We start from the raw sequence: 14,232 nt of genomic DNA, 5'->3' as shown, positions 1-14,232 counted from the left end.
CTCAAAGCAATGAAAATTACCAGTTTCGCTGTTAAAAATTATCAGTTCACCCTGATTATTTTCCTTCTGGTTGCTGTTGTCGGCGTGCTGACGCTGCTTACCATGCCACGCTCAGAAGACCCCACGACCCATCCACCACAATATCTGGTCACAGTAATTTACCCTGGCACCAGCCCCAAGGACATGGAAGAACAGGTTGTTAAACCCATCGAAAATAAAATTTACGGTCTGGAAAACATCGACAAGATCCTGACCACGGTCGAAGACGGAGTGGCCGCCATCCAAATCAAGTTCAAGTATGGCGTTGATGTGGATAACAAGTATCAGGAAATTTCCACGGAAATAAACGCTTTGAAAAATAGCGAGCTTCCCAAGGAAATTTATCAGATCAAGACTGAAAAAATCGCCTCGTCCGATGTGAAAATCATTCAGGTCGCACTCATATCCAATACGGCTTCATCAAAAACATTGAGGGACAATGCGGATATTCTGAAAACCAAACTGGAAAAGATCACCAACCTGCGAGAGGTGAAATACACAGGAATGCCAGAACAGGAGATACGTATTGATTTGCAACTGGATAAGCTCACACAGCTGAAAATACCGATAAACCTGGTCGCAGGTAGTTTGCAAAGTGAAGCGGCAGACATTCCGGGAGGAAGTATCCATATGGACAGCAAGGTTTTTAATGTGAAAACCAGTGGGAAATTTAAAAATGCGGAAGATGTTGCAAACACGGTCATCTACAACGCCAACGGAAAAATAGTATACCTCAAAGATGTTGCCAGCGTGAGCTATAAAGATGGCACAGTTAGCCACATCACCCGCATCAACGGTCAGCGCTGTATTCTGGTCACGGCCGCAATGAAAAACGATGTCGACATCAGTCAGGTTAAAGGACAGTACACACCTGTACTGGAAGAATTCAGCGAAATACTGCCTGCGAATATTAAAATGGTCAAAAACTTTGACCAGGCCGATATGGTTTCCAAACGGCTGGGGCACCTCGGATTCGACTTCGGACTGGCCATCCTGCTTGTGATTGTTACGCTGCTGCCTTTGGGTTTCAGGCCCTCATTGATCGTGATGATCTCCATTCCACTCTCGCTCGCCCTGGGGCTTATCGCGATGAACCTTTTAGGCTACTCGCTTAATCAGCTTAGTATCGTGGGGCTGGTGGTAGCGCTAGGCCTTTTGGTTGACGATAGCATTGTAGTGGTTGAAAACATCGAAAGGTGGCTCAGGGAAGGGCATTCCAGAAAGGATGCGGTCTTAAAAGGCACCCGGCAGATCGGGGCAGCCGTTGTGGGCTGTACCGCAACGCTTGTCATTGCATTTTTACCGTTGGCTTTCCTGCCTGATATGGCTGGCGAGTTCATACGGAGTCTTCCGATGGCGATCATTACCAGTGTGCTCGCATCAATGATCGTAGCGCTGACGCTGGTACCTTTTATCGGGAGCAAGATCCTGAAAACCCATGCGCACGGAGAGGGTAATTATTTTCTGCGGAAATTGCAGGGCTTTCTGACCTATTCTTACCGGGGCATCATGCCGGTAGCTTTAAAGTGGCCGAAGGTAACAATAGGCATCTCGCTTGTATTGAGCGTACTGGCGTTTTTGCTGTTCCCGCTGGCAGGGTTCAAGCTTTTCCCTACCTCAGAAAAACCGATGTTTCTGATCAATATTAAAATGCCCCTGCAAGCCAACATCCCTGAAAGTGACAGGGCCACGAGGCTGGTGGAAACGGAGCTGAAAAAACATGGAGAAATCGCTTACTATACCTCTAATGTGGGGAAAGGCAATCCGCAGATCTATTACAATGTTCACCAGCAGGATATCAAACCGGATTTTGCACAGATTTTTGTGCAGCTCGAGGAAGAAACAAGTCCGGATGCCAAAACAGCACTGATCAAAAGACTTAGAGGGAAGTTCAGTGATTTCCCTTACGCCAAAATAGAAGTAAAAGATTTTGATCAGGGTACCCCGATTGAAGCCAACATCGTGGTGCGGGTTTTCGGGGACAATCAGGATACGCTGCGCGCGCTAACCTTTAAAGTGGAAGAGATCCTGCGCAAACACCCCGGCACCTTTTTTATCAATAATGAGCTCAATACCTATAAGTCGGATGTGAAAATCAGCATCGATAAGGAAAAAGCCAGGACATTGGGCGTGATGACCAGTGATATTGACAAGGTTATTAGATTGGCGGTTGCCGGACTGAATGTCGGAGATTACATTGATGACAGGGGAGATGCCAGAAATGTAGTTATTACCATTCCGCGCGACAAGTTCTCCAATCTGGACGCATTAAAAAACCTTTATGTAAGTAATATCCAGGGTATGCCTGTACAGGTAGATCAGATTGCGAGTATCGGTTTTGAGACCTCGCCGACGGCCATCAACCACTTCAACAAGTCGCGATTTGCAAAGGTTACTTCGCTGACAAAGGATAACATGCTGGCTAACGATATTTTGAAAGATGTCGTACCGCAGCTTAACAAATTGAAAATGCCTAAGGGCTATTATTACAAATTGTCTGGTGAGGCCGAATCAGAAGGTGATGCGCTGGGCGGGAATTTCCTTTCAGTGATCATTTTAAGCACATTCCTTTTTATTGGCGTGCTGCTGTTACAATTCAAAACCTTCAAGGGAATCATCATCGTTTTATCAATTATTCCACTGGGCGTTTTGGGTGGGGTGGTCTTTTTGCTGATGACCGGAAACCCGATGTCGCTTGTTTCAATCATTGGTTTCATTGGTCTCTCCGGTATACAGGTTAAAAACTCGCTGCTGCTCGTAGACTTTACCAATCAGCTCAGAGCAGAGGGTAAAAGCATAGAGGAAGCGATCAGCATTGCCGGAGAAACCAGGTTCCTGCCCGTGGTGCTCACTTCGATAACAGCTATATGCGGTCTGATCCCAATTGCGATGAATCCCAATCCGCAGATCGCACCACTTGCCATTGTACTGATCGGAGGATTGATCTCCTCAACGATCCTTTCCCGTATCGTTACCCCGGTGATGTACAAGCTGATCCCGCCAAGCATTGATAATGATATGGATGATGAGTGACAAACGTTGCAAAACCGGATGAAGGGAAATGTAGTAGCCTGTTTTTCAGGCATGTCAAAATCGCTCAAAAGAACCTGATCAAACAAATATTTTAAATTTATCAAAATGAAAATTAAAAATGTCACAGTATTTGGCTCCGGGGTACTGGGTGCCCAAATTGCTTTTCATACTGCTTATCACGGGTACGATGTCACATTGTTTGATATCAAGGAAGAACTACTTGAAAATGCGAAGTTAAAACTTGAGCAGTTTAAAGCGCTTTATCAGCAGGATATCAAAGCGGCCCCTGCTGATCTGGATGCCGCTGTATTAAGGGTAAATTTTACAGCGGATCTGCCCGAATCAGTGAAAGATGCGGACCTGACCATTGAAGCGATTCCAGAAAGCATTCAGATAAAAAAGGATTTTTACACCAGGCTTGCTCTACTGGCTCCGGCAAAAACCATTTTTTGTACCAACTCCTCTACGCTGCTGCCCAGTCGGTTTGCTGCTCAGACCGGCAGGCCGAACCGGTTTCTGGCGCTGCACTTTGCTAATTATCTGTGGAAGAACAATGTGGCTGAAATTATGGGACATGCTACAACTGATCCTGAAATTTTTGAGCAGGTTGTGGCATTCGCCAAAACAATTGGCATGCTGACCATACCGATCTATAAAGAACAGCCTGGCTATGTGATGAACTCACTTTTAGTGCCCTGGCTGATAGCAGGTCTGGACCTGTACCGAAATGGTGTTGCCGATGCCGCATCCATTGACAAGACCTGGATGAAAACACTGGGGGCGGATCTGGGGCCTATGGCGATGGCGGATCTTGTAGGAATGACCACCGCCTATAATGTGACAACATCCTTTGCAGAACTGACCGGCGAGCAGCTGTGGAAAGACAGGAGGGATTTTCTGAAAGAAAACTTCATTGCTAAAAACAAGCTGGGTATTTCTACGGGGGAAGGTTTTTACTCATACCCAGACCCGGCATATGAGGATGTGGATTTTTTAAAATAGTGCCTGATCTAAATGTAACCAGGTAGGATGACACCCAAAATTCAAATATTACTAACCTAAATTTTACTGAGCATGAAAGAATACATACTGCTCACCGGGGCTTCATCCGGTATTGGCTATGAGATGGCCGATCAATTGGCTGCGAAAAAATGGAACCTGATATTGGTGGCCCGGACCGAATCCAAATTGCAGCAGATGCAAGCTGAGCTAACAGAAAAACATGGCATTAAAGTTGAGTATTTTGCTGCGGATCTATCTGATGTAAATGCTGCAATAAGCCTTCATAAAGCAGTGAAGCAGGCAAAGTTTATAGTAACCCACCTGGTCAACAATGCAGGTGTAGGCAACTATGGCCATTTTACAGAAACGTCTTTGGAAGAAGAATTGAGCATGATTCAGTTGAATATTTCCAGTCTGGTGGTACTGACCAAGCTTTTTGCACAAGATATGGTCAGCCGCAAGTCTGGCCGGATCATGAACGTAGGCTCTGTGGTCTCATTTTTACCAATGCCTTATTTTTCTGTTTATTCTGCTACCAAAGCTTTTGTAAAGGCATTTAGTGAAACGCTTGATGCCGAATTGGACGGGACTGGTGTTACCGTTATCTCGCTATATCCAGGCACGGTAGATACTGGCTTTACGACAACCGAAATGCAATCTACCAATCTTCACAAAACCAAACCCATGCACCCTAAAGAAGTGGCAATACAAGGTGTAGACCATCTATTAAAGGGAAATGGGAAAAAAGTAGTGGGTTTTCAAAACTGGTTTAACTCTAAACTTCCAAACTTCGTGCCTGATCGTATTATGATGAAGATTAAGAAGGGTTTGGCCAGTCAACGGTAATAAGCAGATTATAAAAATAGCCGGGCTGCAACTTTGGGGAGCTGGTGATTTGCCACATTAGGATCATCGTAAGCATTCTCTCTGCTTGCGATGACACTGGCGAGGGAACCGAGGGGTGTGGGATACAGAACGTTCCGGATGTTTAACAGCAAAATTGCACAACACTGGGAGATTTTTGATCATACTCAGCTATCACGCTCCAGAGATAAACAGTGCAAGAACAAATGTCGCGCTGATAATTTGCTGGTTAAACGCTCTTTCAAAAGGTCACGGGCATCCGCAGTAATTAATGTTCAGAATGGGAATAGCAGAACGTAAAGTAAGAAAGCATAACGCAACAAGAAAGTTGATTCTTGGCACTGCTCTTGATTTATATTTACAGGAAGGCTTGGAGAACACAACGATTCGTAAAATTGCCCAGAAGATAGAATATAGTCCCACAGCGATCTATCTTCATTATCAAAGTAAAAATGGAATTCTCTACGACATGCAAAAAATTGCATTTGATTTTTTGTTCAAATATTTAAGTGCAAACCAGGTACAGGAAAGTCCATATCTAAGGCTGAAAAAATTCGGGAAGGCCTATATTGATTTTGGTTTAAAGTATCCAAAATATTATGACCTGATGTTTATACTCCGTTCGCCCATGGAAGGGGTTCAAGAAGATCAGCCTTTTAAAAATTGTCGAGAAACTTATGCGTTCATGCTGGGCATAATGACTGATTGTATATCAACAGGTGAGGTTAAATATACCGATCCACAGACGGCATTATTACAATACTGGGCAATTTTGCATGGACTGACATCGCTAAATATCAACAACCGGCTATCGGTGATTGCTACTGACGAATGGCAAACCACTGATTTTATCTATCAGGCTTGGGAGGTTTATATCAGCAGTGTGCAAGCTTAACTACCTGGATATAAGGGTCCGATAATTAATGCTTTCTGATTGGAAACCCATTTATATCATGATAAATATCTACTGAATGGTCGACAAACCCTTCCGGATAATTACCTGAGATAAGAATATTGAAATACTCATCACCATTATGGGAATATGTTTTTTATCTGGGATATGATCTTCGGCACTGCCAAAGTAACGAGGGAATTCTCCGGGCACATTGGCCTGGAAGATTATCATGAAGAACCGTGGTATGTGCAATTGGGCTATCCCAGTCTGCGAACCGAAAACCAATTTATCGATGGTGCTCTAAAAACATCCACGACCGACTATCGGTAAAATGGCAGGAAAAAGGAAAAGGTACTTACTTCCAAATCAGCATTAAGTCAGTACGAGGTCGATTTTTTTGGGTCGGGGAAGATTTAGAAAAGCGACGACATAATTACCTTCTGCAACAATCCTGCAGAACTCGTCAGCTCGGAAACGCAGAACCTAGGAGTATAGGGTACCTGTTTGGAAAAGTGCCATTCCCATTGTTAACAATTCACCGGGCAAATCAGATCTATGCATATCAAGCCAATTCTTTTAACCTAAGGAATGTCCTGGAATTTGTTAGTGACCATTACGTGAGCACAACCATCGATCATTCATTCATTCATTCAACGAATTTATTTTCAATAAAACACCACTGTTAAAAAGGCTAAAACTGGGGGAGCGGTCTCATTCAAAGGGTTGTAGGGTGGTCCAAGACCACAAAACAGTCCAATCGTGAACAATAGGCTGTACCAGTTTCCTGTCGATTCACAAGGCGTTCCCTATACTTATACCCTGGGGAGCATTCCATACATGGAAGCTAGCTCAGGTGTTTCCAATTTTTTTAAATTCTTTCGGGTCGATGCCGTACGCCGTTTTAATTACCTTAATCATCCAAACGTTTCTCCATGGGAAATTCGAATGAAGGCGACATTTGATTTTTAGTTGTTTATAGGTGACTCGCTGGCTACTATATGAGTCGGAAAGGTAGTTTTGAAATTGCATTGCATCGAAAACTTTCTTGTGATGAAAATCCCATCTCAAACTGGAACGGGAGTCGAACCCCTGCAGTTTGTACAGTAAATCAATAACTTAGGGAACACATAGAGAATTAATCGAAGTATCGGAGTGCGATAATTTGTTTTGTTTGACGATGTTCGAGTCCCGCCGGAAGGCCGGCCCCGCCAGACTGCAGAAAGCTCAGAGAAATCTAAGCTTTTTCGTTTATGGAGGGTTCGAGTCCCGCCCGAATGCCGTATTACCAGACCGCAAGAAGCTAGAAGATAATGTTGAGAGCAGCCGCAGATCGAAGTGATTTTTTCCTAACTTAGTTTTCCTTAAACTGAGCGGACAGATGCAGAATATTGGTATTTATACAAATATTACAACTGCGGATTCCTGATTAATCTTTTGAGAAGATAAGCTTTACACATGCCTTCCACAAAACCCAAAACAATCGACGAATACATTTCTAATTTCCCGCCGGAAGTTCGGCAGGCATTGCAGGAAATTCGGGAAACGGTTCGAAAAGTTGCTCCTGACGCGGAGGAGACCATTTCGTATGATATGCCGACATTCAATTTGAACGGTTCATACCTGATTTATTTCGCGGCCTGGAAAAAACACATTGCATTGTATCCGGTTTCTGCGACACTCGCAGCTTCATTAAAAGACGATCTTTCCGGCTACAAAGGGACAAAGGGTTCCGTCCATTTTCCGCTCGATAAGCGGATGCCGCTCGAACTGATCGAAAAAATTGTTACATGGCGGCTTGAAGAAAACAGCAAGTCCTGACAATCCTGCATTCATATTCTCCGGCTTGCTCGCTGATAAGTATAATATCAGCATTGCTTTCTTTTTTTAAGCGCCTCCTCCAATGTTTTAAGATAATCACGTTAAGTCAGGTTAACTCAACTGCATTCTGCTATATCTGACGCTTTTTTCATAATTCAAAAACGAATATTTATACACTATCCATAAGGTTATGTCCATCTTTCGAAGATTATTGATCCTGCTTCTTTACGTCTATATAACAGGTGCTCATGAGCAGATTTTAGCGCAGAAGCCAAAAGCCACAGCAGTCAAGGCGGACACCGCCAAATATGATCGGGAATATGCATTGGAAGCGACGATGCTGGGTTTTTTTGCACCTGACGGTGCGCGCAACCCCACGTTGAAAGCCAATAAAGGGGATAAGGTCCGCATCAGAATCACAAATGGTGAGCTGATGACACATGATATCGCTCTTGAGAAGCTGGGTATTAAGAGCAAGGTAATCCTGGAAAAGGGATCGAGTACAAGCATTCATTTTGTGGCAGCGCAAAGCGATACCTATTTCTGTTCGGTGCCGGGCCACCGTGCCGCGGGGATGGTGGGCAGTTTCGAGGTCGTGGAAGGAGAAGTTAGTGAGAAAACAGTCGCAGGCCAATTGCCCCTGAAAGACGGTCAGCCTTTGAACCTGAATTTTGAAACAGGCACATTGAAAGACTGGACGGCGACCGGCGATGCTTTTGCAAATCCATTGTTTAGTGAAGACCCTTCGCCGGTGCATGAAAAAGAAATGAAGATTGGTTTTGATGGAAAATATTTCCTGAGCAGCGGTGGAAATACAAATTACAAGCTGACCGGAACACTGACCTCCGCGCCATTCAAGGTAAGCCAACCTTTCGCTGCATTCAAAGTTTCCGGTGGCGCGTTGCTGGATACGCGCGTCGAGCTGGTTTTGGCGGGAACGGATAGCGTTATTTATCATATTACAGGTCAGGGGCGGGCGACTTTGCAGCCTGCTGTCGTAGATTTGAAGGGATATCTCAACCAGGAAATTTTTATCAGGATTATTGATAATGAGACGGGTATATCACAAATCCCTTACATAGCCAATGACAAATGGGCGCATATCAATTTCGACGAATTCCTGTTTTATCCCAGCCGCCCGGAGTTTACCAACGAATTAAAGCAAAATGATATCATCATTCTTCCACCACTGGATCCTGTTCTGAACGCGGGGCTTTCAGGTGAGAAAGCAGCGGCGGCTATGACGCCCCCGGCAGGTTTTAAAGTAACATTGGCTGCGTCGGAGCCGGAAGTTGTAAAGCCGATCGCGTTTACAATCGATGCAAAAGGTCGGCTTTGGGTTGTAGAGGGACATACTTATCCGGTCCGTGCGCCGGAAGGGCAGGGCAGGGACAGGATTTTGATCCTGGAAGACACAAATGGTGACGGAACATTGGATAGCAAGAAGGTTTTTGCTGAAAATCTTAACCTGATCAGCGGAATAGAAGTGGGAATGGGGGGAGTTTGGCTGGGCTCTGCGCCTAATTTGCTGTTTATTCCCGTTGATCCGAAGACAGACAAACCAGCCGGGCCAGAGCAAATATTGCTCGACGGCTGGGGCCTGGATGATACGCATGAGGTGCTAAACAGTTTCAGGTGGGGGCCGGATGGCTGGCTTTACGGAACACATGGCGTTTTTACCAATTCAGTTGTAGGAAAGCCGGGTGCGCCCGAAGGGGGCCGGGCGAAAATCAACGGCGGCGTGTGGCGGTATCACCCTACAATGCACAAATTTGAAGTTTATGCAGAAGGTTCAAGTAATCCCTGGGGCATTGATTTTAATGATTATGGGCACCCATTCATCACGGTTTGCGTAATCCCGCATATGTATCATGTGATCCAGGGGGCGCGTTACCAGCGCCAGGCTGGAAAGCACTTCAATCCATACACATATGATGATATCAAGACCATTGGCGATCACGTGCACTGGCTTGGTGAACGTGGTCCTCACGCAGGCAATTTCCGCTCGGCGGCGGCAGGTGGCGGACACGCTCATGCGGGTGCGATGATTTATCTGGGCAATAGCTGGCCAAAAGAATATCGCAACGAGATCTTTATGAACAACATCAATGGCGCACGGATGAACATTGATCATTTTGAGAAAAAGGGATCGGGTTATGTGGCTTCTCACAGACCGGATTTCATGGCCATGAATGATTCCTGGTCGCAGTGGCTGAATTTCAAATACGACGCGAGTGGTTCTGTCTGGGCTATTGACTGGTATGATAAAAACCAATGTCATAGTCCCAATCCCGATGTTCATGACAAAACCATGGGAAGGATTTTCAAAATCACACATGAAAACGACAAATGGGTGAAAGTGGATCTTACCAAGGCGTCTGACATGGAACTGGTTAATTATCAGTTGAATGATAATGATTATTACGTAAGACAAGCCCGCACGATTCTGCAGGAACGCGGTGCAAACAAAAAAGTGCACAAAGCATTAAAGGAAATCCTGGCTAAAAACCCCGATGCAACGCGCAAGCTGCGTGCATTGTGGACCTTGCATGTAACAAAGGGTTTGGAGGACAAAGATTTGATGGATCTGCTGTCAAATGAAAACGAATACATCAGAAGCTGGTCGGTTCAATTGCTTACGGAAGACAAACAAGTTTCGCCGGAAGCATTGAAAAAGTTCGTAGAAATGGCTCAGAACGACCAATCGGCCATGGTAAGGCTTTATCTGGCATCGGGAATGCTTCGGCTGGAACCCGCGCAACGTTGGGATGTGGTGGATGCATTAATGCAAAAAGAACAGGATAAGGATGATCATAACCTGCCATTAATGGTCTGGTACGCGGCCGAACCTTTGGCTCCATTAGATATGAAACGCGCGTTGCAAATGGCAGAAAAATCAAAATTGCCGAAAATCCTTGCTTACACTGTTCAGCGCGTTGCGGCGATTGGAACCGAAGATTCTAAAAAGGTTTTGAAGGAATTGAATCAAAAGCTGGGTCAAAGTGGCTCGCATGAGCATCACGAAAGCCAAATGCTGATCGGAAAAGCACTTGAGGAGAAGTAGGTGTATAAAAAAACACGCAGGTTTCAAAATGAACCCGCGTGTCAAATTACACTTCATCAACAAACTAAAAACCAAATAAAACTAATACGAAAATATTCGCTTGTCAAGTTTTTTTTGCTGTAGGAGGGGGATTCGAACCACCCACGGTGCGGTTAGCTACGGTACAAATACTGTTGGTGGTCCACCCCAGTCGACTTGCGTCGGCATTATGCCGCGTTTATCCCTTATTCACCACCCCCGAGACAGGAGGGCATGGCTGCCAATTTCATCACCCTACAATGTGACATTTCTCATTGTAAGAGGCATTTTATTAAGATACCTCATACTTTGGTTTTGCAAAACTAAAACTTCTCAACTTAAATATAAAATATTTTCATTTAAAATTGTTAAAATTTACAATTGTTCTATAAATTAGATAGGTTTATTATGAAAAATTCAAACAATTTGGGGTAAATGCAGAAATATTCAGATATAGACAGCACCGATTTGCGCATACTTTCTCTGTTAATTGAGAATGCGGCATTGCCTTATACGGAGATCGGTAAAAGAGTGTTTGTGTCCGGCGGTACCGTACACGTTCGCATGAAAAAGCTGGAACAAATGGGCATTGTCAAAGGCTCGCAACTCGTAATCGACCCTGCTAAATTAGGCTGGGATATCAGCGCGTTTTTAGGAATTTACTTAGATAAGAGTTCCTTGTACGAGCAAGTTGCGACAGAGCTGGAAGGCATTCCCGAGGTTGTCAATATCCACTATACCACAGGCATTTACAGTATATTTTTGAAAATCGTATGCCGCGATACGGGGCATTTGCGTGAGATCCTGCACGATAAGATTCAGAAGGTAAATGGCATCCAGCGCACGGAAACCTTTATTTCTCTCGAGGAACGGATTAATCGCTCGATACCGCTGGCTGAAAGTTAAAATTTTTTGACAATCATTTGTAAGGAAAAATAAATCTCATAATTTTGTATTGTATATATAAAGAACTTATATATATTTGTTCAGAAACAAAATGACTCATGGAGAATAACGCAACGAGTAACGAGTACGTACGCGGTACATTGAAGACCATAGTATTGAACCTATTGGCTGAGCACGAACGGATGTACGGATATGAGATAACCCAGGAGGTAAAAGAAAGGACAGGCGGAGCTATCGCATTGACATTCGGTGCGTTGTATCCTGTTTTGCATAAATTAGAACAAGAAGGAATGCTGATAACCGAGTCGGTCGAGGTGGATGGCCGTTTGAGGAAATATTATTCACTGACAACCCCTGGAAATGAGGCTGCCCGTAATAAAACCAATGACCTTGAACGTTTTATAGATGCAGTGAGATTATTACTGGCTCCAAAAAGTTTGGCAACTGAGTAGACCTTGTTACATGGCTCATATCTAAACAGATAAACCGATGAAACGCCTTCAGGAAAATCGCATCGATTTGATTAACAAATATTTGCAGTCAAGCAAGTTGGATCCGGAGTTGCTACCCGAAATCCTGGACCACCTGGCTTGCGAAGCAGAAGAGCGTCTTTGGGATGGAAAACCGTTTGAGCAGATCTATGATAATATTCTGGAAACTGCTGATCCGCAATCTCTCCTTAACCTGAGTGTCGATCACAAAAATCTGTTAGCCATGAAAAAATCATTGAATGACATTGTTTTCGAAGGCCGTAACAAATTGTATGGAGCGTATGATCTGAGGAAAAGTTACGGACAGACTATTCAGCGCTCGGTGTTGATGGGCGTCACGCTTTTTCTGCTTTTAGTCATGTTTCCCAATCTCTACGCACGTTTAGTGCCGGAATCTAAGCCGGAAGACATTGCCTATATTGTTGAAGCGAACCCGCTGAACATTACGCCGGAAATGCTTCCGAAGCCACCTGTTAAGGAGGAGGTTGCACCAGCGCCTAAAACGGTCCGTTCGTTGCCTCCGGTTGTTTTGCCGGATGAACAGGTCACCGTTGAAAATCTCCCTCCGGCCATTGAAGAGCTGGAAAATGCGCAGCCAGCAGAAAAAACATTGGATGGCATGGAGGAAATAACGATTATCGTTCCGCCTGCTCCCGAAGCTGCTTCATCGAAGCCCGCGACGGCCGGATTGGAACCAAGGAAAGAAGAAATATTCAGGAGCGTTGAACAAGCGCCCCGATATAGGGGTGGACTTGCGGAAATGGGTGCTTTCCTGCAAAAAAACCTGAGATACCCTTCCAGTGCAGCGCAAGCTGAGGTTCAAGGAAAGGTTTTTGTTGAATTCACTGTTGCATCTGATGGAAAAATTGAAAATGTGACTGCAATTAAGGGAATTGGTTTTGGCTGTGATGAAGAAGCGGTACGCGTGGTTAAGCTGATGAAAGACTGGATTCCTGGCAAGCAAGCCGGAGTGCCTGTGAAAGTCCGCTTCACGTTACCAATCGTTTTTCAGCTGAATTAAGGTTTCTCACGGCATTGCGTAAATGCCTCCCGATTATTGAAAAAATCCTCGCTTTGCCGGGGATTTTTTTGTTTTTTTGTATATAAATATTAAATAGAAAGAGTTGTAAGGTTAATGTATGCAATAGTAGATATTGAAACAACAGGCGGGGGAGGAGGAGCGCGCATTACTGAGATAGCCGTGTTCAGGCATGATGGTCAGCAGATTGTCGATATCTTTCATTCCCTTATCAATCCCGAAATATATATTCCACCGTTCATTACCCGCCTTACGGGGATAGACAATGCGATGGTGCAGGATTCACCTACATTTTATGACGTGCAGGATTCCGTTCGTGCATTAACGAAGGATGCCTGGTTTGTAGCGCATAATGCGAAGTTTGATTATGGTTTTATCAAACGCGAGTTTGGTGCGATGGACGAGTATTTCCAACGGGATTTACTGTGCACCGTTCAACTGAGCCGGAAAATATTTCCGGGGTTGAAATCTTACAGTTTAGGCAATCTCTGCGAGAGCCTTGAAATCTGCATTGAAAACCGGCACAGGGCGCATGGTGACGCGGCGGCAACGGTGCAATTGTTTGAAAAACTGCTTGTTAATGATCGTCAGAGTCTTATTCCGATGGATTTCATGTTGAGATGAATGCGGTTTCCGGAAGTGGAACGATTATTTAGGTAAAGCATTAAAGTATCAACCTAAATTTTACCTGCACATGAAAGCATACATCAACTTCCTCGTCGTTTTGCTATTAACCGTAACACTTACAGGCTGTGAAGTCGTAGGCGGCATTTTTAAAGGTGGCGTTTGGACCGGCGTTATATTAGTGGTTGCGGTCATTGCGATTGTGATCTGGGCGTTATCCAGGGCATTTGGAGGCGGGCGAAGGTAATCAAGATAAAAATAGCGACATGCTTGCTTATAAGGATTCTCCGTTTCATCTTTGCACTCCCTTCGACGGAGGGTGTTGCAGTTTTGAAATGGGGGATTAGCTCAGTTGGCTAGAGCGCTTGCATGGCATGCAAGAGGTCGTCGGTTCGAATCCGATATTCTCCACATCAATTATCAGGCTTTTAAGTGTAAA

At 44.6% G+C, this 14,232-nt stretch carries 13 protein-coding genes and 1 tRNA gene; all 14 read left to right on the top strand.

Annotated elements, in window-relative coordinates:
• Positions 1 to 9 precede the first annotated feature (9 nt).
• The 14 genes from MUK70_RS15860 (at position 10) to MUK70_RS15795 (ending at position 14,204) form a co-directional block, all read left to right on the top strand.
• On the top strand, positions 10 to 3,072 hold the full coding sequence (locus MUK70_RS15860) for an efflux RND transporter permease subunit (protein ID WP_234653649.1): 3,063 nt from the start codon (positions 10 to 12) through the stop codon (positions 3,070 to 3,072).
• 105 nt (positions 3,073 to 3,177) lie between these two features.
• A complete protein-coding gene (locus tag MUK70_RS15855; protein ID WP_234653648.1) occupies positions 3,178 to 4,074 on the top strand; it encodes a 3-hydroxyacyl-CoA dehydrogenase in 897 nt (298 codons plus the stop codon).
• 72 nt (positions 4,075 to 4,146) lie between these two features.
• Positions 4,147 to 4,920 (top strand): SDR family NAD(P)-dependent oxidoreductase, encoded by a 774-nt coding sequence (locus tag MUK70_RS15850; protein WP_234653647.1) that lies wholly within the window; start codon positions 4,147 to 4,149, stop codon positions 4,918 to 4,920.
• Between the two features lie 298 nt (positions 4,921 to 5,218).
• The gene (locus tag MUK70_RS15845) at positions 5,219 to 5,833 is read left to right on the top strand and encodes a TetR/AcrR family transcriptional regulator (protein WP_234653645.1); all 615 of its coding nucleotides are present in this window, start codon (positions 5,219 to 5,221) and stop codon (positions 5,831 to 5,833) included.
• Positions 5,834 to 5,980: 147 nt separating this feature from the next.
• Positions 5,981 to 6,163, top strand: coding sequence for a hypothetical protein (locus tag MUK70_RS15840; RefSeq protein WP_234653644.1), 183 nt, complete (start codon positions 5,981 to 5,983; stop codon positions 6,161 to 6,163).
• A gap of 429 nt (positions 6,164 to 6,592) precedes the next feature.
• Positions 6,593 to 6,802 carry a hypothetical protein gene (locus MUK70_RS15835; protein WP_234653642.1) on the top strand — a complete coding sequence of 70 codons (210 nt, stop codon included), beginning with the start codon at positions 6,593 to 6,595 and terminating at the stop codon, positions 6,800 to 6,802.
• 486 nt (positions 6,803 to 7,288) lie between these two features.
• On the top strand, positions 7,289 to 7,651 hold the full coding sequence (locus MUK70_RS15830; protein WP_234606257.1) for an iron chaperone: 363 nt from the start codon (positions 7,289 to 7,291) through the stop codon (positions 7,649 to 7,651).
• Between the two features lie 190 nt (positions 7,652 to 7,841).
• Positions 7,842 to 10,715 (top strand): PVC-type heme-binding CxxCH protein, encoded by a 2,874-nt coding sequence (locus tag MUK70_RS15825; RefSeq protein WP_234653640.1) that lies wholly within the window; start codon positions 7,842 to 7,844, stop codon positions 10,713 to 10,715.
• Positions 10,716 to 11,168: 453 nt separating this feature from the next.
• On the top strand, positions 11,169 to 11,639 hold the full coding sequence (locus MUK70_RS15820) for an Lrp/AsnC ligand binding domain-containing protein (protein ID WP_026630987.1): 471 nt from the start codon (positions 11,169 to 11,171) through the stop codon (positions 11,637 to 11,639).
• Between the two features lie 98 nt (positions 11,640 to 11,737).
• Positions 11,738 to 12,091 carry a PadR family transcriptional regulator gene (locus MUK70_RS15815; protein ID WP_234606261.1) on the top strand — a complete coding sequence of 118 codons (354 nt, stop codon included), beginning with the start codon at positions 11,738 to 11,740 and terminating at the stop codon, positions 12,089 to 12,091.
• A 37-nt stretch (positions 12,092 to 12,128) separates the two neighbouring features.
• Positions 12,129 to 13,151, top strand: coding sequence for an energy transducer TonB (locus MUK70_RS15810; RefSeq protein ID WP_234653638.1), 1,023 nt, complete (start codon positions 12,129 to 12,131; stop codon positions 13,149 to 13,151).
• A gap of 114 nt (positions 13,152 to 13,265) precedes the next feature.
• The gene (locus tag MUK70_RS15805) at positions 13,266 to 13,793 is read left to right on the top strand and encodes a 3'-5' exonuclease (protein WP_234606265.1); all 528 of its coding nucleotides are present in this window, start codon (positions 13,266 to 13,268) and stop codon (positions 13,791 to 13,793) included.
• 70 nt (positions 13,794 to 13,863) lie between these two features.
• Entirely contained in the window at positions 13,864 to 14,040 is a 177-nt protein-coding gene (locus tag MUK70_RS15800; RefSeq protein WP_234653636.1) for a hypothetical protein, read from the top strand.
• A 90-nt stretch (positions 14,041 to 14,130) separates the two neighbouring features.
• Positions 14,131 to 14,204 (top strand) — tRNA-Ala (locus MUK70_RS15795).
• Positions 14,205 to 14,232: the final 28 nt, after the last annotated feature.

It is taken from the genome of Dyadobacter chenwenxiniae (assembly GCF_022869785.1).
Classification (GTDB): Bacteria; Bacteroidota; Bacteroidia; order Cytophagales; family Spirosomataceae; genus Dyadobacter; species Dyadobacter chenwenxiniae.
The sequence above is the reverse complement of the archived record's forward strand: the minus strand, read 5'-3'. Positions and strand labels throughout refer to the sequence as shown.